The organism is Rhizomicrobium palustre (assembly GCF_011761565.1).
GTDB lineage: Bacteria > Pseudomonadota > Alphaproteobacteria > Micropepsales > Micropepsaceae > Rhizomicrobium > Rhizomicrobium palustre.
This window is the reverse complement of sequence record NZ_JAASRM010000001.1, coordinates 1,169,889-1,189,266: the sequence shown is the minus strand read 5'-3', so window position 1 is coordinate 1,189,266 and position 19,378 is coordinate 1,169,889. Positions and strand designations below refer to the sequence as shown.

The 19,378-nt window shown below is 59.8% G+C and carries 16 protein-coding genes; 2 read left to right on the top strand and 14 right to left on the bottom strand.

What is annotated here, in order from left to right:
* Positions 1-38 precede the first annotated feature (38 nt).
* From FHS83_RS05255 to cutA, 12 genes are all read right to left on the bottom strand, one after another.
* Positions 39-1,466 carry a sensor histidine kinase gene (locus FHS83_RS05255; RefSeq protein WP_167081596.1) on the bottom strand — a complete coding sequence of 476 codons (1,428 nt, stop codon included), beginning with the start codon at positions 1,464-1,466 and terminating at the stop codon, positions 39-41.
* Complete coding sequence (locus FHS83_RS05250) at positions 1,463-1,879, bottom strand: hypothetical protein (protein WP_167081595.1); 417 nt, start codon at positions 1,877-1,879, stop codon at positions 1,463-1,465. The genes FHS83_RS05255 and FHS83_RS05250 overlap by 4 nt, the downstream gene beginning before the upstream one ends.
* A gap of 140 nt (positions 1,880-2,019) precedes the next feature.
* A complete protein-coding gene (gene moaD, locus FHS83_RS05245) occupies positions 2,020-2,271 on the bottom strand; it encodes a molybdopterin converting factor subunit 1 (RefSeq protein WP_167081593.1) in 252 nt (83 codons plus the stop codon).
* Entirely contained in the window at positions 2,268-2,864 is a 597-nt protein-coding gene (pgsA, locus tag FHS83_RS05240) for a CDP-diacylglycerol--glycerol-3-phosphate 3-phosphatidyltransferase (RefSeq protein WP_167081591.1), read from the bottom strand. The genes moaD and pgsA overlap by 4 nt, the downstream gene beginning before the upstream one ends.
* Positions 2,865-2,911: 47 nt before the next feature.
* Entirely contained in the window at positions 2,912-4,792 is a 1,881-nt protein-coding gene (gene uvrC, locus FHS83_RS05235; RefSeq protein ID WP_208414237.1) for an excinuclease ABC subunit UvrC, read from the bottom strand.
* A gap of 7 nt (positions 4,793-4,799) precedes the next feature.
* Positions 4,800-6,782 (bottom strand): DUF3857 domain-containing transglutaminase family protein, encoded by a 1,983-nt coding sequence (locus tag FHS83_RS05230; RefSeq protein WP_167081589.1) that lies wholly within the window; start codon positions 6,780-6,782, stop codon positions 4,800-4,802.
* Between the two features lie 61 nt (positions 6,783-6,843).
* On the bottom strand, positions 6,844-8,220 hold the full coding sequence (locus FHS83_RS05225) for a sensor histidine kinase (protein WP_167081587.1): 1,377 nt from the start codon (positions 8,218-8,220) through the stop codon (positions 6,844-6,846).
* 96 nt (positions 8,221-8,316) lie between these two features.
* Positions 8,317-8,703: a dihydroneopterin aldolase gene (locus tag FHS83_RS05220; RefSeq protein ID WP_167081585.1), complete on the bottom strand. Its 387-nt coding sequence runs from the start codon at positions 8,701-8,703 to the stop codon at positions 8,317-8,319.
* Positions 8,704-8,716: 13 nt separating this feature from the next.
* Positions 8,717-9,466 (bottom strand): SDR family oxidoreductase, encoded by a 750-nt coding sequence (locus FHS83_RS05215; protein ID WP_167081583.1) that lies wholly within the window; start codon positions 9,464-9,466, stop codon positions 8,717-8,719.
* A 245-nt stretch (positions 9,467-9,711) separates the two neighbouring features.
* Positions 9,712-10,737, bottom strand: a complete 1,026-nt coding sequence (gene trpS / locus FHS83_RS05210; protein WP_167081581.1) for a tryptophan--tRNA ligase — start codon at positions 10,735-10,737, stop codon at positions 9,712-9,714.
* 60 nt (positions 10,738-10,797) lie between these two features.
* On the bottom strand, positions 10,798-13,551 hold the full coding sequence (locus tag FHS83_RS05205; protein WP_208414236.1) for a [protein-PII] uridylyltransferase: 2,754 nt from the start codon (positions 13,549-13,551) through the stop codon (positions 10,798-10,800).
* Between the two features lie 93 nt (positions 13,552-13,644).
* Positions 13,645-13,998 carry a divalent-cation tolerance protein CutA gene (cutA, locus tag FHS83_RS05200; RefSeq protein WP_167081579.1) on the bottom strand — a complete coding sequence of 118 codons (354 nt, stop codon included), beginning with the start codon at positions 13,996-13,998 and terminating at the stop codon, positions 13,645-13,647.
* A gap of 39 nt (positions 13,999-14,037) precedes the next feature.
* On the opposite strand from cutA, the gene FHS83_RS05195 reads away from it, so the two are divergent.
* Entirely contained in the window at positions 14,038-14,412 is a 375-nt protein-coding gene (locus tag FHS83_RS05195) for a VOC family protein (protein ID WP_167081577.1), read from the top strand.
* 85 nt (positions 14,413-14,497) lie between these two features.
* On the opposite strand, the gene FHS83_RS05190 is transcribed toward FHS83_RS05195, so the two are convergent.
* Positions 14,498-14,701, bottom strand: coding sequence for a cold-shock protein (locus tag FHS83_RS05190; protein ID WP_166932955.1), 204 nt, complete (start codon positions 14,699-14,701; stop codon positions 14,498-14,500).
* 466 nt (positions 14,702-15,167) lie between these two features.
* Positions 15,168-16,409, bottom strand: a complete 1,242-nt coding sequence (locus FHS83_RS05185) for a histidine-type phosphatase (protein ID WP_167081575.1) — start codon at positions 16,407-16,409, stop codon at positions 15,168-15,170.
* Between the two features lie 156 nt (positions 16,410-16,565).
* Here FHS83_RS05185 and FHS83_RS05180 point away from each other — a divergent pair, with 156 nt between their 5' ends.
* The gene (locus FHS83_RS05180) at positions 16,566-19,361 is read left to right on the top strand and encodes a TonB-dependent receptor (protein ID WP_167081573.1); all 2,796 of its coding nucleotides are present in this window, start codon (positions 16,566-16,568) and stop codon (positions 19,359-19,361) included.
* Positions 19,362-19,378 lie beyond the last annotated feature (17 nt).

Here is a 19,378-nt window from a genome sequence, read left to right as displayed (position 1 = left end):
GTCGCGGCAGACACTGGCGTCATCTTTACCTTTCGGAATTACGCAGCGGCGCGTTCTTTGGAGGCGGGAAGCGTGAAATGGAACACCGTTCCGCCGCCAGTGTTGGCCTCTGCCCATATCCGTCCGCCATGTTGCGAAATGATGCTGTGGCAGATCGACAGCCCGACGCCCATGCCGCCGCTTTTGGTGGAGACGAATGGCTGGAAGAGGCGCGCGGCGACTTCCGGGGTGAGGCCGGGGCCCGTGTCACTTAAGGAAATCTCGACCGTATGCGGATTGGGAGCATTAATGACCAGCGCCAGCTCCCGGTGTTCGGAGCCCTGCATGGCTTCGATCGCATTGCGCATCAGATTGACCAGCACTTGCTGAATCTGAACCCGGTCCACCAACACACGCGGCAGACTAGGAGCTATGTCCGCAGTCATCATGATGCTGGAATCGATCGTACCCAAAAGCGTAATGGCGTCATCGGCCAGCACATCCGGCGATTCCAATCGCCGTTCAGCCTCACGCTTTTCAATGAAGCGGCGCAGTTTGCGTAGGATAGAGGCGGCCCGCTGAATCTGCTGATCGATGCGGTCAGCCATCGCTTTGGCTTTTTCGGGGTTGTCGCTATCCAGCACGCGGCGCAGCACGGAAAGGTAATTATTGGCCGCCGTCAGCGGCTGATTGATCTCATGGGCAAGCATGGCACTTGTTTCACCCATGATGGCAAGGCGCTGAACATGCATGAGCTCCAGTTGGAGCTCGCGCGCATGCTGGCTTTCGCGTTCGCGGCGTAGGAGGTGAATGCCAACAAGGCCGCAAATCGGCGAGGCAATACCCGTGATCAGGGCCAGCGCCATGGAAAGCCGCATGTCGTCGATAACGAGATTTTGATAGGTGTTGAAATCGCGTGAGGCTCGATTGCGCAGTATGGCGAGCTGGGCATTGCTGGCTCGGGCGAGCTTCAGGCGTTCCGCTTCATGTGGGGTGGTGCTAGGATTGCCTAGCGCGGCGATCATGGCGTCATAGAGCTGGACGCGGCGTTCGATCTGCGGGTGGATGACAGCGAGCAGACGAGAGGCCTCGTCATCACCCGCCACAAGGCCCCTAAGAATGGCGAGATGCGAGAACGCGCGCTCTCGCGCCAGCTTGCGCACACGCAGAAGATCGGGCTCGCGGGTCAGCGAATATGCCCTGGCGGCGGCGGCGTTGTCGGTGAGAGCGTCCTGCAATGCGCCCGTCTCGAACTGCACCGCTTGGGCGTGATGGGCTGCCGCAGCGTTAGTCAGCATGCGCGCCGCAGACCCAGCAAGGACTATGGCGGTGAGCAGAAACAGCGCTGCGGCCGCTATCACGCCAATAGTTCCAAGGAACCAGCGTGAGCTCATGCGCTCCGCGGAGTTCTCGAGCTGGCGCATGGTATTACGGGCAGTGCTCCAGTGGTCCGGCGGTTCAGCGGGGTCCATCTTGCCTGGCATCATTCTTTGCCTTGCGCGAGAGCTGCGCCAACACCTTGCAGCGCGGCGAGGATTAATCCGCGCTCGCGGCGTACCAAAAGTGCTGTGCCAAGCGAGACGGCGGCTGTGGGAACATAGATGAGCAGAACCGCCCACCAAGGTGCGGTTTGCATGATCACGACCATGCTGAGATGAGAAATGCCGCAGAAGGCTATGAAGGCGACGAAGAGGGCGCCAATCACCGCTGTGGAGCGGAACGGCAAGGCCGTACGCCAATGCCATATCTCAACCGGCAACATCAGATAGGAAATACCGATCACGAGATTGGATAGGCACCACAGCCCAGCTCGCACATAGTCCGCCGTGGTGATGAGCCTGTACCAAGTGTGGTCGTTCATCACCAAATGGGAGACGTATTGGGCCGATCCGGCATCCATCCTCTTCTCCGACACGCTCGAGGAGAGGACATTCTAACTTACATTCAAATAAGAACAACTAAAACAAACCGTCTGGCGTGCAATCGGTTGTGACTACTCGCTATTGAGCGCTGAACTTACCGATCTCTCTCGAAACTTTGTCAGCCGCCGGTGACGGGCGGAAAAAATGCAACTTCATCATTCTCGACTACGGACGTATCGAGGCTTGCGTAAGTCTGATTAACCGCGGTCTTGAGATGCGTGGGATCGCCGAAAACAGATGCATATGCAGGCCCAAGATTCGCGAGATGGGCGATCAGCTCGCGCACAGTGCGAACATCTTGCGGTAAGGCGCGTTTTTCTTCGCCTTTCCCCAGTGCCTGACGTACGGCAGCAAAATAAAGCAGGATCACGCAGTTTTCTCGCGACGCGTGTGTGCGAGCCCGGCCCGGAGATAGACATAGCCGGTAGCCACGGTAAGGCCCGCCGCGATCCAAAGGGCGACATAGGCAAGGATCTGTGCGCCAGGATAAATCCGGTCGAGCAGAGGCCCAAGGATCATGCCGCCGATCGCGATGAGTTGAATGGTGGTCTTGATCTTGGCGAGGAAAGTCACAGGCACGCTGACATCGGCGCCCGCCAGAAATTCCCGCAAGCCCGAGACCAGAATCTCGCGCGACAGGATGATGAGGGCGGGAACCAGCTTCAAAAGACCCTTAAGGCCGGTATCGAGGCTGAACTGGTGGATAGTGCCCTCAGCCACGATCATCATCAGCGCGACGCCAACCAGGATCTTATCGGCGATGGGGTCCAGCATGCGGCCGAATTCGCTGCCCGCGTTGAATTTGCGTGCCGCCAGCCCATCGAGCGCATCGCTAATGCCTGCGATGCAGAAGACGGCGAAGGCGAAGAGACGCGCGCCATCCCCCGGCAGGACGAAGGCCACGGCGAACACCGGCACCAGGATGATGCGGAACACGGTCAGGATGTTGGGCAGGCGCGACATGGGGCGAGTTTAGACCATTTTCGGGAGAGGGGCGAAAGCCGTTATTCTCATCCGCCGGGATGGAAGAAGTCGTAGATTTTCTTGGCCAGGGTGGAGGAAACCCCGCTAACCCCCTCTATATCTGCAAGGCTGGCCGCTGAAACCGCCTTGGCCGAGCCGAAATGCTGCAAAAGGGCGCGCTTTCGGTTGGCACCGACCCCGGCGATCTCGTCCAGGGGATTGGCCCCAATGGCCTTGGAGCGCTTTTTGCGGTGGGTTCCTATGGCGAAACGGTGCGCTTCGTCCCGCAGGCGTTGCAGGTAGTAGAGCACGGGGCTTTTCTGATCGAGGCGGAAGGGTTCGCGCCCCGGCATGTGGAAATGCTCATAACCCGCGTCGCGCTCGGCGCCTTTGGAGATGGAGACGAGGGTCACCCCCTCCACCCCAAGATCAGCGAAGACCTGGCAGGCAATGGCGAGCTGGCCCGGTCCGCCGTCGATTAAGGCGAGGTCGGGCTTTTTCGCCTTGGCATCCTCGTCGTCCTCTTTGACCAGGCGCGCGAAGCGGCGGGTGAGAACCTCGCGCATCATCGCGTAATCATCACCCGGCGTAAGCTCCGTCGATTTGATGTTGAACTTGCGATATTCGCCTTTCTCGAAGCCTTCCGGGCCGGCCACGATCATGCCGCCCACCGCATGGGCGCCCATGACATGGGAGTTATCGTAGACTTCGATGCGCCGGATATTTTCCAGCCCGAAAAGATCGGCGACGCCTTCCAGAAGCTCGCGCTGAGCGGAGTTTTCCGACATGCGGCGGGCGAGCTGCTCACGCGCATTGGTGCGCGCCATCTCAATGAGATCGTGCTTCTCGCCGCGTTCGGGAACCGCGATCTGCACCTTCTTCTCGCTGCGCATGGAGAGCGCCTCGGAAAGAAGCTCGCGATTGGGAATGTCTTCGGAGACGAGCAGAAGGGCTGGGGCTGGCCTTTCGTCGTAAAACTGGCCGATGAAGCTTTCCAGCACTTCGCCGAGCGAAAACTCCGCCGTCTGGCGCGGGAAATAGGGTTTGTTACCCCAATTCTGCCCGGCGCGGAAAAAGAACACCTGAATACAGACCTCGCCGCCTTCGCTATAGATCGCGAAAAGATCGGCCTCGGCGAAGCTTGAAGGATTGATGCCCTGGCTCGCCTGGATGTGGCTCATGGCGCGAATGCGGTCGCGATAGCGCGCGGCCTGTTCGAAATCGAGCGCCTCCGCGGCCGTTTCCATCTCCTTGACGAGCTTATCCTGGACGAGGCGGCTCTTGCCCTCCAGGAACCGCTCGGCCTCGGCCACCAGCTCGCGATAGTCGGGCGCATCGATGCGCTCCACGCAAGGAGCGGAGCAGCGTTTGATTTGATGGAGCAGGCACGGGCGGGTGCGGCTCTCGAACACCGAATCCGAACAGGAGCGCAGCAAAAAGGCGCGCTGCAGCGTGTTGAGTGTGCGGTTGACCGCGCCCGCGCTGGCAAAGGGGCCGAAATAGACACCCTTGGTGCTGCGTGCGCCACGATGTTTCAAGAGTTGCGGAAAAGGATGGTCCTCCCGCAAGAGAATATTGGGAAAGGATTTGTCGTCGCGATAGGAGACATTGTAGCGGGGCTTCAGCCGCTTGATCAGGTTGGATTCGAGCAGCAGCGCTTCGGTCTCGCTCGCCGTGGTGACGAAAATCATCTCCACGGTTTCGGAGATCATGCGCGCGATGCGTTCGGTATGGCCGCCGGATTTGGCGTAATTGGAGACACGCTTCTTGAGGCTCTTGGCCTTGCCGACATAGAGCACCGTGCCGTCGGCGCCCAGCATGCGATAGACGCCCGGCGCATCCGGCAAAGTCTTGAGATAGGCTTCGATCCGTGCCACCCCGCGTAAGGGGCGGTCGCCCGCGTCGATGTCCTGAACGTCGTCCGGCAATGCTGTCCTATTGGTTAAGGGCAGCAACGCCTACACCCAGGGAGGGCGTGCTGGGAAGAGGTTTCGACTCCGAGATTCTGGGCTCTGAGGGTTTTTGCTCTCGCGTTTTGGGGAGATCCTGGGGTTTTGCAGGCACCAGCCACAGCCGCGTCTGCTGTTCATGGGCGATAGCTTTAAGCGCCCCCACGGCCTCGGCCCGCAAGGCCCCGGAGCACACCGGGACATCGACCTTGCTGTCGAAGACGCGCACCAGATGCAGCGCGTCGTCCTCTCGCCGCCATGTTGCGGTATAGCGGATATGCGCCGTCTCGATTTTGGTATCCGCAGGAATGTCTTTGACGCGGTATCCCGCCGGAAGGCGCAGGGTGATGTCCTCGGCATTGTGCATGGCTGTGCATTGCACCTCGGCATCGTCTTTGAGGGATAGCGGCAGCAAGGGGCCCATGGAGCCGTCGCCGGGCGGGTCGGCCATATTGAAGCCGCGCGGCATGCGGAAACTTTGCAGGCCTTTGAGCTTCTCACTCCAGCCATCGGCAGTGAAATGGCCGGTTAAGGCATAAGTTCGGGAGCGCGCCAACGGCGGAGAAATCTCGAAACGCCCGCTGGCATGCTGATAGCCAAGATTGGCAAGCTCATTCTGCGCCGCCTGGGTGGGCCCTGCCTGCAAGATCGAGAGCGCGCGCCCGCGCAGCCAAAGCGAACTCGGCCCCGCTGTCTCAATGCGGGTTGTGCCTCTCAGCGTACCATCCGGGGCAAGTGTTTGCTCTGTTACCGCCTGCAGAGAGCTTGCTCCTGTAGCAAGGACAGGGGTGTGTGCGGTGCCAGATGCGCTCGGCGTGGCGATGACCACCGGCTTGCCGTATTCGGAATAGGCAAGGACCCCAAACGGCGCCACTTGGCTGGTGGAATCCACATAGAGCTTGAATTCCGGCAGATAGGTGATGACGTGGTTGAGGGCATGAAAGCTCGGCACGGGCGGCAGCGCGTATTCAGCGCCCGCATTGATCAGCGCGCTCTGGGCTTTGATCCCCTTGGCCTTCAACAAGACTTGCAGCAGCGTGTCGTGGTCTTTGCAGTCGCCATACCCATTGGCGAGAATGGCGGCAGCTTCATGCGGAACCCAGCCGCCACGGCCAAGCTCCAGCCCGACGTAGCGAATATGCGTGGCAACCCAGTCATAGAGTTTTTCCGCCTGCTCGCGGCGGGAAAGGGTTGCGGGCGCGACTTTGTTGGCAAGCTCGACAAGGGCTGGCGTCAATTCCAGTTTCGGCGCCATGGCGCCGGCATAGGCGTTGCCGAGTTCTCCGTAATTGGCAAAGCTCGACAAGGCATAGCTTGGGAAATGGGCCTGCGGTGAAATCCAGACGTCATCCTGGGCCTCAGGCTTGGCGTTCTGGTAGCGCCAGCGGTAAATCCGTGCATCGCCTTTGTCTTCCGTGGTGAAGGCCATGCCGCGCGTATCTAGATGCAGGTTGAGCGATTTCGGCGCGCGCACCTCTTCGCTCAGAAGCGCGACGGAGGTGCCCGGATCGGTGACTTGTGAGATCATCACATGGCCCGGAAATTCGGGCTGCGTGACGGTTTTCTCCAGCACGAAATGGGCGGTGTCGCCAGACTCGAAATTCGGAAACAGGATCAGCTTCTGGCGGATAGAGGTGATGAACACGCCATCATCCTGCGGGCTCATGTCGAAAATCGCGCCGGGCGCCACGGCGACGATCTCGCCGTCGGCCTTCTTCGTATAGGCCTCGATGATTTTCACATTCTCGCGCAAGGCATCATATGGCTCAGCGATGCGTGAGGCGCCTTCCACCCCGGCCTCGTTGTTGGCGGTGACTTCATAACTTTCCCGCCACAGCGCCGTGCCGTCGTGGTTGAGCGAGATGGTACGTTCGACTTTTTGCCAGGTGATGGCGGGTGTGGCCTCTTCGGCAAAAGCAGGGGATAAGAGAACACCAGCAGTAAACAAAACAAACGGCACACGCGTCATGAATTCGTCCCCAGGGGCGAGATCAAGGTAGCATAAGGGTGCCGTAGCGAAAGCAGGGGTTCTACGCAGCAGCACTGTCAGCATTGCCAACAAGGCAACGCTTCGCTGGAAAGCGCAACAGAACACGCGTGCCTTGTCCGGGCTCTGACGTCATGTTCAACTTCGCGTCGTGCAGCTCGGCAAGTCTCGCCACAATCGGAAGGCCAAGCCCCGCCCCGCCGGTGTTATCGGTGAGGGGCGTTGCTACCCGCGCGAAGGGACGCAGCACGCGAGCAAGGTTTTTAGCATCGATACCGATGCCGGTGTCTTCTACGGTAATTTCCATCCCGCCTTCGCTGTCCAGCACCACGGCAAGTGAAACGCTGCCGCCCGCAGGTGTGAATTTGATAGCGTTATCGACAAGGTGGCGCAGCATCTGGCGAAGCTTCGCCTTATCCGCATTCAGTTTGGGAAGACCCGACGCGATATAGCTGGCGAGGGTGAGGCCCGCCTTTTCCGCGGCCGTTTTCTTATAGGCCAATAGCGAACTTACCATTTCACCGACATCGACAGGTTCTTCGCGCAAGCTCAGCGACCCGGCTTCGCCCTGGCTGATCAGCATCAATTCGTCCGCCAGGGTGAGAAGGCGTCGTCCGCTGGCATGAATATGGCTCGCGTAGTCCTTGTAGCGGCGATTGCCGAGCGCGCCCAAGACCTCCTCGCGCATGGCTTCGGAAAATCCCATGATCGCATTCAGCGGCGTACGCAGTTCATGGCTGAGTTGTGCCAAGGTCGACCATTTCTCACGCCGTGCCGTATCGCGTTCGCGCCGTGTCTTGCGCAAATGGTTGCGTAAGATTTCGTTGTCGACTTGCAGCTTGACCGTGCGATCCACAAAGCGGCTGGAATAAACGCAGGTCAGTGTGACTACGACGAAATAGAAGAGGATCAGAATGCCGTTTCCGGTGATGACCTCATCGCGGCTCAAAAGGCTTGCCACCGAAAGCGACAGGGTCATCGGGGAGGCATAAGCAAGATAGGCCGGCATATAAGGCGAGAAGGTTGCGACCGAACCCGCCGTCATGCCGCCCACCACGAAAGTGAGGAGCACATAGGCTTTGGCATCACCCCAGATCGCGAGGCTGGCGCAGATCACGCCCCACATAAGCCCCGAGCCGAATGTGCCAAGGGTGAAGAGATGCGCCCAGCGGCGCCGGCAGGGCTGTTCCTCTTCGGCATTGCGAAAACACCGGTGCAGATAGAGTCGCGCCACACCCACTGCGCAAGTACCGCCGAGCCAGAGAAGTAGGAACCATGTGGGATGACATCCGTGCAGCAAATAGGCCACCAGCAGCGCCGCCAGCATGTTGCCGGGCACCGCGATATGACCGCGGAACAGAAGGTCGAGTTTTCCGGCCAGGATCCGTTCTTGGCGGTCCGTGGCCATCGGCCCCGTCATCGTTTTTCTCCCAATGCGCCTTGCGCATCGAGATAAACTTAAGGGCGCAACTTTAAGGGCCCCTAAACGGCAGAACGGAATTGCGGTGAAGCTGTATTAACCTTTGGTTAAGGCTCTTTTTCGCTCAATCTCAATACCGGCGGATTCCGCGCCCTTCAAGGCTTCCAGCTTTTCCACCATGACGCGCACGGTGTCGACGCGTTTGTCCTCCAGGCAGAGCGCAGCCACCCGCTCAGCCAGCGTTTCGGAGAGATTGACGTGGCCCGCCGCGACCAGGGTGCGGATCTTCTTGGTGATCGCGCCGTAATCGACAACGTAATCGAGCTTGTCTTCCAGCACCGGAGTGTCATCGACCAAGAGATCGACATTCAGGCGCACGGCCTGGGTCTTGCCCATCTCATGGTTAAAGATACCGATCTCGGCCTGCAGTTCGAGATTGCGGATGAAAACCCGGCGAAACACGCCGGCAACGGGGCTCGTCATCGAAAGTCCTAGCCTATTCCTTCACGGCCACATCCGGCGTTTGCCAAATCAGATGCTGCCCCCCATCCACCGCGAGCATCTGCCCCGTGACGGCGGTCGCGGTCAACAGGTAACGCACCGCCTCGCAGACATCTGATGGCTCCGCGCCATGCCCCAGGATGGTGGCCTCGCGCTGGCGGGCGAAATCCTCTGGAGCTTGGCGCGCATTGATCAAGGTTGGGCCGGGGCCCACCGCATTGACTCGGACTTTCGGCGCCATGGCCTGGGCCAGCGTCACCGTCAGCCAATGCAGCCCCGCTTTGGAGAGGCTGTAGGAGATGAATTGCGGCGTCGGCTTCAAGACGCGCTGGTCAATGATATTGACGATGGCGGCGTTTTTTCCGGCGGGCGCCTGACGGGCGAATTCCTGGGCCAGCACGAAAGGCGCGCGCAAATTAGTTTCCATATGCGCATTCCAGCTTTCGCGGCTGACCGAATACCAATCGTCTTTCTCGAATAGCGAGGCGCTGTTCACAAGGCCAGTCAATGGCCCGAGTTCGGCGGCGGCTTTTTCCACCAGCCCCTCGGCCCCAAGACTAAGATCGCCTTTCACAAGAGCCACTTTGACGCCGTTGGTCATGGCGTCAGCGGCGGTGGCGCGCGCCTCTTTTTCCGAGGCGTGATAATGCAGCGCCACGTCATACCCATGGCGGGCGAGATCGAGCACGATGGCCCGTCCAAGGCGCTTGGCGCCGCCTGTCACTAGAATCGTTCCAGCTGTCATGGGGGGAGGATAGAGCCTGATCCGCAGCAGTTGAAGCGTTTCGCACGTTGGGGGGCTTGTACGAAAAGCCAAAGCGTAGGGGGCCACGCCGCTGCGAACCAGGCTCTAAACATTGCGCGAGAAATCTCCCGCCGCTCAATGCCAGATTACCAGTACCTTAGAAGCGTTTTACAGTGACATTTCGGCACGCAAGGGCAGCTAACCCGCCCTCACATTGCCGGCAGACAGATCACAAATCGGGGAGATCAGAACCCGACCAATGCCTTGACCTCTTTGATCACCGGCGCGGCGATTTCGTCAGCCCGCGCGGCGCCTTTTTCCAAAATCCGGTCGATTTCCGCGGGGTCTGCGAGAAGCTCGCGCATTTTGGCGGCGATGGGGGTGAGCTTTGCTACCGCCACCTCGGCCAGATCGTTCTTGAAGCCGGAGAATTGCTGGCCCGCATAGCGTGTGATGATCGAGGCTTTGCTCTCGTCGCTCAGCGCCGCATAAATGTTGATCAGGTTCTCGGCTTCCGGGCGGCCCTCAAGGCCTTTTTCGTCGTCCGGCAGCGGGTTAGGATCGGTGCGAGCTTTGCGGATCTTTGCGGCGATAGCATCTGCATCATCGGTGAGATTGATGCGCGACATGTCGCTTTCATCCGACTTCGACATTTTTTTCGCGCCATCGCGCAGGCTCATCACGCGGGTGGCAGTGCCCAGGATCAACGGCTCAGGCTGCGGGAAGAAATCCGGCGCGCTGTAGTCGTTGTTGAACTTCTGAGCGATGTCGCGTGTCAGCTCGAGATGCTGCTTCTGGTCTTCGCCGACCGGAACATGGGTCGCCTTATAGACAAGGATGTCGGCAGCCATCAGCGTCGGGTAGGTATAGAGCCCGACCGACGCGCGTTCCTTGTGCTTGCCGCTCTTTTCCTTGAATTGGGTCATGCGATCCATCCAGCCGAGCCGGGCGACGCAATTGAAGACCCAGGCAAGCTCGGCATGGGCGGCAACATCGGATTGCTTGAAGAGAATGGAGCGCGCCGGATCAACGCCTGCAGCGATATAGGCGGCCGTGACCTCTCGGATGGCGGCCTGCAACTCCTTCGGCTTGGCATAGCCCGCATCGGCCGTGATGGCATGCATATCCACCACGCAATAGATGCAAGGCATCTGTTCCTGCAGCTTCACCCAATTGCGCAGCGCCCCCAGATAATTGCCGAGATGCAGCGTGTTGGTCGGCTGCATGCCGGAAAAAATCAGGTTCTTATGGGCGGACGGCGTATCGGACATGGCTGAAAACCCTCGGACTAAGGGAGGGGTTATGCCGCGAAGGGGCCGAAGGGGCAAGCTTTAGCTCGTTTTGTTGCCTTCCACTGCTCTGAGCAGCATGTCCTCGATCGCTTTCAGCCGCCCTGTATGGACGATTTTGTGGCCAAAACCGTCGCGCACATAGAAGACGTCCACCACCCGCTCGCCATAGGTGGCGATCATGGCCGAGGAAATGGAAAGCCCGGCCTCGAACAGCGCTGTGGAAACGTCATGCAGGAAGCCGACGCGGTCGCGCCCGCGCACCTCGATGACGGTGGCCTGATGTGAGGCTTCGTTGTCGAAGGACACGCGTGGCGAGACCTTGAAGGCCGAGGCCTTGTTATAGACCGGGCGCTTGGAGAACAGCGCTTCGGGCTGCACCTCGCCGCGCACGATGCGTAGGATGGTTTGCTTGAGGCGCTGGGCGCGTTCGGCATCGCCGAAGGGACCGCTTTCGGCATCCTGCACGGAGAAGACGTCAAGCGCGAAGCCGTCTGACGTGGTGAAGACCTTGGCATCCACGATGGAGCCGCCCGCCGCCGCGATGGCGCCCGTGACCTGGCTGAAAAGGCCGGGATGGTCGGGCGTGTAGATGGTGATTTCGGTCACGGCGCGGAAAGCGTTGCTGACGGCATCCAGCGCCAGCATCTCCCCCTTCTTGTCCGCCTCGGCCAGCATGCGGGCATGGCGCTCATGGGTGGCGGTATCGAGCGTGAGCCAATAGCTGTCGTAATGGCGCGAGATCTGGCGGTCGCGCTCCTCCGGCGACATATCCTTGAGCTGAACCGTAAGGGCTTGTTTGGCTTCTTCCACGCGCGAGGAATGCGATTTGGTGGAATCGCCGCCGCTCATCACCGATTCCGCCTCGAAATAGAGTTCGCGTAGGAGCTGGCCTTTCCAGCCATTCCACACGCCCGGCCCCACAGCGCGAATATCCGCGATGGTCAGGACCAGGAGCATGCGCAAAAGCTCGGGCGATTGCACCACATCCACGAAATCGCGCACTGTCTTGGGATCAGTGATATCGCGGCGTTGCGCGGTGTCGCTCATGACTAGGTGATGCTCCACCAGCCAGACCACGCTTGTGGTTTCCGATTCCGGAAGGCCCCAGCGCTGGCAGCAGGCGCGCGCGATGTCCGCGCCGACCTTCGAATGATCGCCCGGCAGCCCCTTGGCGATATCATGCAGCAGCATGGCGCAATAGAGCACTTCGCGCGGCGCGATGCGTTTGATCATGTCGTGCGCGATGGGGTGCTCATTGCCGTGCTCGCCGCGCTCGATGGACGCGACATTGCCGACGGCACGGATGAGATGCTCGTCCACCGTATAATGGTGATACATGTTGAATTGCATCAGCGCCACGATGCGTCCGAACTCCGGCACAAAGCGGCCAAGCACCCCGGCCTCGTTCATCCGCTTCAGGGATTTTTCCGGGTCGTTGCGCGAGGTGAGCATCTCCAGGAAGAGCCGGTTGGCCTCCTTGTCATTGCGCAAACCATCATCGATCAGGTCGAGCGAACGGGTCACCGTGCGCATGGCGTCGGGATGCACGCCGATCCCCTTGGTATCGGCCATGTGGAAGAGGCGCAAAAGATTGACCTTGTCGCGCTTAAAGGCGTCGGGGCGGGCGTTCAGCCGTCCGGTATCGACAAAGAAATCATCCGAATTGGAGCGCAGCTTCAAGAAGCCCGGCATGATGCGTGCGATGGAGCGGCGACGCTTCCTGTTCTGCACTTCCAAGGCTTTGCAGAAGATGCGCGTCAGCCCGCCCACATCCTTGGCGACCAGGAAGTAGGCGCGCATGAAATTTTCCACCGCCTCGCGCGGCTTTTCGGCGGTATAGCCCATGGCGGCGGCAAGGCCTGGCTGGGCGTCGAAGGAAAGCCGCTCTTCGGCGCGCCCCATCAGGTAATGCAGCTTGACGCGCACATTCCACAGAAATGCCTCGGCATTCTGGAAGGTCTTGTATTCTTCCTTGGTGAAGACGTTGTGCTGCACAAGATCGGCGGCGTCATAGACGTGATAAAGATATTTGCCGATCCAATAGAGGGTCTGCAGGTCGCGAAGCCCGCCTTTGCCTTCCTTGATGTTGGGCTCGACCAGATAGCGGCTTTCGCCTTGGGCACGGTGGCGCTCGTCGCGTTCGGCGAGCTTTGCTTCGACGAAATCCTGGCCCGAACCGGTAGCGATCTCACTCCAGAACATCTTGCGGAGCTGGTTATAAAGGCTGAGGTCGCCCCACAAATACCGCGCCTCTAAAAGCGCGGTGCGGATGGTGATGTCCTGCTTGGCGAGGCGCACGCACTCGGGCAGGGAACGGGTGGCGTGGCCGACCTTCAGCCCGAGATCCCACAACATATAGAGAATGAACTCGATGACGTGCTGGTCCCATTCGGTGGGCTTGAAGGGGCGGATGAAGAGCAGATCGACATCGGAGCCCGGCGCCAGCTCGCCGCGGCCATAACCACCGGTCGCCACCACGGTAAGTTGTTCCGAGGCATCCTTCTTGGAGGGCGGATAAAACTCCTTCACCGCGAAATCGTAGAGAACCTGGATGACGCTGTCCTGAATCGCCGAAAGCTGGCGGGCCGCTTCCAGCCCATGCAGCTTGCCGCTCATCACCTGATCCTTGATGCGGCCGCGCGCATTCTGGAAGGCGCCTTTGATAAGGACCAGAGCCTCCTTGCGCAGCTCGTCACGCGGGGCAATGCGGGACCCCAGCGCCGTCAAATCCTGGCGCAAGATATCGCCGTCCAAGGGGACGGTGCGCGGGGCTTTTTTTGCAGGCGCGCTCACGGTCTATCCTCTACGAAAGCAAGGAGCATAAGGCATCAAAAGCTGCTCCGCCGTTAAAGGCAAGCGGCAAGGCAGCTTTGCCGTTTTGTGGGGTTATTGCGGGGGATTTCCTGGGCCTGTGGCCTCTTTGGCCGTAGTTTGGGCGCGGGCCCAATCAAGGTAATCGGCATTGCCGCTTTCAATATCGAGGACCAGGAAACAGGGCACGCTATAGGGGTGGGTCTTGCGCGCCGCTTCGATCACTTGATCCACCAGAGCCCTGCGGGTCTTGATGAAGGCGGCGATCTCCGGCTCGCTGCGGATCTGGCCCTCCCATTCATAGACGCTGGTCATCAGGGCCGAGAGGTTGACGCAAGCCGCCAGTTTTGCGGCCACCAGGGCCTCAGCGGTTTCGCTGGCCGATTGGCGGTCGGGGAAGGTCGAATAGACGAAGACAAATTCACTCATGCCCGCCAGTATAGGGGCGAGGCTCTCACGGGAAAAGCCATGGCACGCATAACAGGTATTGGCGGTGTGTTTTTTAAATCGCCCGATCCGGGCAAGCTCTCGGCATGGTATCGCGAGGTCTTGGGGCTCGATGTACAAAGCTGGGGCGGGGCGATGGTCAGCTATGATGCTGCTGTCCATCCGGGGTACGTCGTGTGGTCGCCCTTTAAGGCCGACACCTCTCACATGCAGCCCTCGACACGCGAGTTCATGCTCAACTTCGCGGTGGAGGATCTCGATGGCATGGTGGCCGCGATTGAAGCCAAGGGCGTGAGCTTGCTCGGGCGCATGGATGAAGAGCACGGGCGTTTTGCCTGGATCCTCGATCCCGATGGAACCAAGATCGAATTGTGGGAGCCTGCCAAAGAAGGCTGAGGCTCCAAAACGAAACGGCGCGCCAAAAACGAAACGGCGCGGGAGTGACCCCGCGCCGTCCGTTATGCGGTCAAGCTCCTGAAGCTCAGACGAGCTTCAGATTCACGGCCTTCGGACCACGCTTGTCGGCTTCGACGTCGAAGCTGACCTTCTGGCCTTCATTCAAACCGCGGAGACCCGCAGCCTGAACGGCGGTCATGTGGACGAACACGTCCTTGCCGCCGCCTTCCGGCGCGATGAATCCGAAGCCCTTGGTCGTGTTGAAGAACTTGACTTGACCGATGGTCATGACGGCTTTCTCCTGAAAGCATTAGTAAACCCTGCCCCGAACACCACGTTCGTTGCAGTCGTCAAAGTCGCACCAGGATTTTCAGGGAAAGCGTCTTCGTCGTCACTCCAGGCCGATCCCTCCCAGGGGAGTATCGCATGGGCGCGCTGGAAACTTGTCTCTGTAGTGGCTTGCGCGGCCTCGACTTTGACATCATTAGCTGAGGCCCGTGTTTTAGGCAAGCGGTTGCCTACCTGCGCGTGTTCCCGCAAGGCGTATTTGGTGCGCTGCAACAAGGCTTTCGCGCATGCCATGGGCACACGGAAGGTTTTGTTCAAATGCTCCGTCCGCGGCGCAATCGGGAGGGCTAAAAGGCGCTGCTAAAAGCGAAAGGATCGCGTTTGCCCGTAAAGCGATACGGCATAAAGCGCAGCACCAGCAGGCAAAATTGGCGGGTGAGCCAGGGTTTCACACCCGCCCAGGCCACTTAGTGTAAGCAGTCCTGCGAGACGTTCGCGCTGATCTTCTGTGTGATCTCTGTTAAGGGGCAGCCTTCGCGACCGCACAGTTCCAACACTCTGGGTGTCTTGATCGGGGTAAGTTTGCGGGTTTCATCCAAACTCTGAAAAAAGACATTTACGCGCACGACAGCGCTGCCATCGGCCCGGCGCCAGCGCTCGAAGGCGATGGCGGTGTTGGGGGCTGTGTCGTCCGGCTGGCCCGCGAGCGACCACGTCGCGTTCAAAAATCCCGCCATGTTGGAGAGGTTGGTGTCATGGCCGAGGAAGAGCACCAGCTTGGCGTCCATCGGTACCGGGGCCGCGCCTTTGAAGTGGCTCGGCTGACCCTCCAGGATGTCCACCACCTGCTGTGCCAGCAGCGAGCCACGGCGCGAAGCCATATAAGGGGCGCTGCGGAAAATATCCGCATACAGATTATGCAAGGTCAGGACTTCGGAAAGCTTGTCGCCTGCGCGCCCCCAGCCGACCACTGAGAGTGGCTTTCCTTCCGAATATTCCAGCAAGAGATTTTCTGTGAGGCCGGAAGCATTGTCGAGGGGGCCGTCGAGACGCACCTCGCCCTTCCTGATCACCACCTTGTCCTCGCCTTCGCTGATCAGGCAGGCGCGCTGGCCTTCCTTGCCGCAGCCATTGGGGGTGAGGATCGCCTGCATGGTGGCGCGCGCCTTCAGATAGCTCGCGCGCACGCCCGGCTTGTCCAGGATGATCGGCAGGCGCGCTTGCAATGCGGCTTTGCCTTTCTCGGGATCGACAGGGCAGATGCCCGCCGCGATGGGATCAAACAGCGGGTCATCTATGCCGGGTTCCAGATGATGGGATTGAGCCTCGCAGCCAAATCCCTTCAGCACCGCATCGCCACTGGCGCGGGTGCGCTGGTCAGCGCTGTCGGACCAGACAAAGACGTTCTTCGGGCAAGGCGTGGCAGCGAGGAGGCCTTTCTCCATATAGACCCGCTTCAATGCAGCCCCCATCAGCGCAATCGCTTCGGCGCCATGGGCGGTCAATTCGCCCGGCTTCACGCTCCATTGCGGCCAGGGCTGTTCGGCGAATTTGGCGATGGCTTCCGGCGCCTTGGTCGGCGGGCGCACACCATGACGTTCGACAATCACCACCCGCTCAAGTCTTTCGGCGCCATTTGTTTGGGCCACTGCCGAATGAACAGGCAGGGCGCATGCGAAAAGAAGTGCGGCTGCACGCAAGGATTTCATATGTACGCCCCAGTACTGCGGTGAATGGTGTTGCGCGTCAGTATCGCGCATGAATTCTATGTCTTGCCGTACATATTCGACACGCAAGTGTCACCTTGGTTTCAAAAACATGAACTAGCCCCAACCCTCAACGCAACATGCGTCTTGGAGTGGGGAATGACGAAATTTAAGGGGCTCGCCCGCGCGAGCGCCAGCGCTATCGCTTTGTCTGCGGCTTTGCTCGCCGTGCCCGCCGCGGCGGCTGAACTGCGCGGCCGTGTCTATGACGAGATCAGCAAGTCGGCGCTGCCGGGGGCGGTGATTTCGGTCGATGGCACCGCGCTGAGCGCGACGGCATCGCGCGATGGCAGCTTCTCTTTCCCGAATTTGAAGCCAGGCATCTACAAAATCAAAATCGAATATGTCGGCTATCCCGATAAGGCGATGCAGGTGTCGATTGGCGCCGCGGCGCCCGAGACCCTTTCCATCCCGCTGGTGCGCGAGGAAACTATCGAAGCGGTCACCGTGACCGGCATGCGTCAGGCTGAACGCGTCGCGCTGCAGGTTAAGCGCTCCGATGATGCCATCGTAGAAACGCTCTATTCCAACGACGTCGGCAAACTGCCTGACCAGAACGTTGCCGAAGCCGTCCGCCGCCTGCCGGGCGTCACGGTCGCCAACGACCAGGGTGAAGGCCGCTATGCGGTGATCCGCGGTGCCGCGCCGAACCTTGCCAATGTCACAGTCAACGGCCAGACCGCGCCCGCGCCGGAAGCCGATAGCCGCCAAGTCAAGCTCGACGATATTCCGGCCTCGCTGATCGGCTCCTTGACGGTGAATAAGACCCTCACCGCCGATATGGATGCCAACGCCATCGCAGGCGCCATCGATATCACCACGCTCTCGGCCTTTGATCGTTCTTCGGGCTTTCTCTATGGCCGCGTTTCGACCGGCGTCTACAATCTATCTGGCCTGAACCCCTATGAAATCGACCTGACGGGCGGCAATACTTTCGGCGCCAATGATCAGTTCGGTCTGGTTCTCTCGGCCAATTACTCGACCCGTCCGATCAATTCGGAGAATTTCGGCTCCGGCGGCCCATCCTGGACCAACGGCATTCCGAACAACATGCAGATCCGCGATTACAACCTTAATCGCATCCGCGCCGGTGCCGTCTTGAACTTCGATTGGCACGCTTCCGAGCATCTCGATCTTTTCGCCCGCACGACCTTTTCCAGCTTCTCGGATAAGGAAACCCGCGACCGCTTCACGGTAACCACGGGCACGGTGACGGGCTCCACCTTCACCGGCGGCGCTGGCACGCGCTATGTTCGCTCGCGCGAGGAAGACGATCACACCATCAATTTCTCGACCGGTGGCAAGTACACGCTGGGCGAAAATATCTTCAAGCTGGAAGCCACCTATTCCGAAGCGATCAAGACCGATCCGCGCCGCGATGAATGGACTTTCAAAGGCCCTTCCAAGATCACCGGCACGCTCAATCTTTCGCAATTCACCTATCTCGTCACCCCGGATGCCAGCGCCTATGATCCGGCGCAATACGCCTTCTCGGGCCTGAAAAAGGATCATCGTGAGGCGGCGGAAAACCTTTTCCAACTCCGCGGCGATTATGAGCGGGCGCTGTCGATCTTCGATGGCGATTCCAGCCTGAAGGCGGGCTTTAAATGGAGCGAGCGGGTCAAGAAATATGATGTGGAATCGCTCTCCTATAAGGCCTCCAAATCCAGCCTGACCATGGCGACCTTGGTCAGCGGCACGCCGGTTGGCTATTACGGCGCGAAGAAAGCGACCTATGATGGCCGTTATACCTTCGGCCCGCGTGTGGATTATACCACGGCAGAAGCCTATTTCGCCGCCAATTACGGCAACCACGCCTGCGATACCAGTGCGGCGGGCGGCTTTGTCTGCGATCCGGTAGGGTCTGCCAGCGCCTCGGCTTCCAGCGATTACAATATCAAGGAGGACATCATCGCCGGCTATGTGATGGCCAATCTGAAGTTCGGTAAGCTGCAGCTTATTCCGGGCGTGCGCGTCGAAGCGACGGATGGTACCTATGCTTCCAAGGCCGTTGCCACCACGGTCAGCGGCGGCGTGCCGGTGATCACGCCGAACAGCACCAAGAACAGCTATCTCGATGTTTTCCCGGGCATCAATGCCCGCTATGACGTGACCGAGGATATGGTGCTGCGTGGCGCCGTCACCACCGCCATCGGCCGCCCGGATTACAATGAAATCCCGGCCTATGTCGTGGTCGATACCACCATGAACCAGGTCTCGATGGGCAACCCCAACCTCAAGCCCTTGCGCTCGCGCAATTTCGATCTTTCGGCGGAATACTATCTGCCGGGCCAGGGCATCATCGCGCTCTCAGCCTTCTATAAGGATATCGACGATCCGATCTACGCCCAGTCGGTGCTGTCGACCGGCACCTTCGGCGGCTATGCCCTCTCCAACGCCACGGTTTCGAGCTTCTTCAATGCTGGCTCGGGTGAGATCAAAGGTCTGGAACTCAACATCTCCGACCAGTTCACCTTCCTGCCGGGTGCGCTCAATGGGCTTGGGGCTTCGGCGAATTTCGCGCTGATCGATTCCAAGGCGACGGGCATTCCGGGCCGCAGCGATGTGCGGCCGCTGGCCCAACAATCGAAATATGTTTCGACGCTGCAGGTCTTCTACGAAAAATACGGCTTCACAGCGCGGCTGGCCTATTCCTACCGCTCCAAATGGCTGGACACTTTAGGCACGTCCAAGGCGAGCGATGTTTACACCTTGCCCAACGGTCAGCTCGACGCCCGCATTTCCTATGACATCGCGGATAACTTCACGATCTTCACCGAAGGCGCCAACCTCAACGGTGCCCGCTGGCGCCGCTATATCGGCTCGACTAATCAGGCTTACGAGAGCGAGCGCTATAGCTGGTCAATCCGTTCCGGCATTCAGATCAAGCTCTAGGCTGGTCGGAAGCCTTG

Coding starts and splice junctions, on each gene's coding strand:
- FHS83_RS05255 (WP_167081596.1), bottom strand. CDS start 1,466: ATGATGCCAGGCAAGATGGACCCCGCTGAACCGCCGGACCACTGGAGC.
- FHS83_RS05250 (WP_167081595.1), bottom strand. CDS start 1,879: ATGGATGCCGGATCGGCCCAATACGTCTCCCATTTGGTGATGAACGAC.
- pgsA (WP_167081591.1), bottom strand. CDS start 2,864: ATGTCGCGCCTGCCCAACATCCTGACCGTGTTCCGCATCATCCTGGTG.
- FHS83_RS05230 (WP_167081589.1), bottom strand. CDS start 6,782: ATGACGCGTGTGCCGTTTGTTTTGTTTACTGCTGGTGTTCTCTTATCC.
- FHS83_RS05225 (WP_167081587.1), bottom strand. CDS start 8,220: ATGACGGGGCCGATGGCCACGGACCGCCAAGAACGGATCCTGGCCGGA.
- FHS83_RS05220 (WP_167081585.1), bottom strand. CDS start 8,703: ATGACGAGCCCCGTTGCCGGCGTGTTTCGCCGGGTTTTCATCCGCAAT.
- FHS83_RS05215 (WP_167081583.1), bottom strand. CDS start 9,466: ATGACAGCTGGAACGATTCTAGTGACAGGCGGCGCCAAGCGCCTTGGA.
- trpS (WP_167081581.1), bottom strand. CDS start 10,737: ATGTCCGATACGCCGTCCGCCCATAAGAACCTGATTTTTTCCGGCATG.
- cutA (WP_167081579.1), bottom strand. CDS start 13,998: ATGAGTGAATTTGTCTTCGTCTATTCGACCTTCCCCGACCGCCAATCG.
- FHS83_RS05195 (WP_167081577.1), top strand. CDS start 14,038: ATGGCACGCATAACAGGTATTGGCGGTGTGTTTTTTAAATCGCCCGAT.
- FHS83_RS05190 (WP_166932955.1), bottom strand. CDS start 14,701: ATGACCATCGGTCAAGTCAAGTTCTTCAACACGACCAAGGGCTTCGGA.
- FHS83_RS05185 (WP_167081575.1), bottom strand. CDS start 16,409: ATGAAATCCTTGCGTGCAGCCGCACTTCTTTTCGCATGCGCCCTGCCT.
- FHS83_RS05180 (WP_167081573.1), top strand. CDS start 16,566: ATGACGAAATTTAAGGGGCTCGCCCGCGCGAGCGCCAGCGCTATCGCT.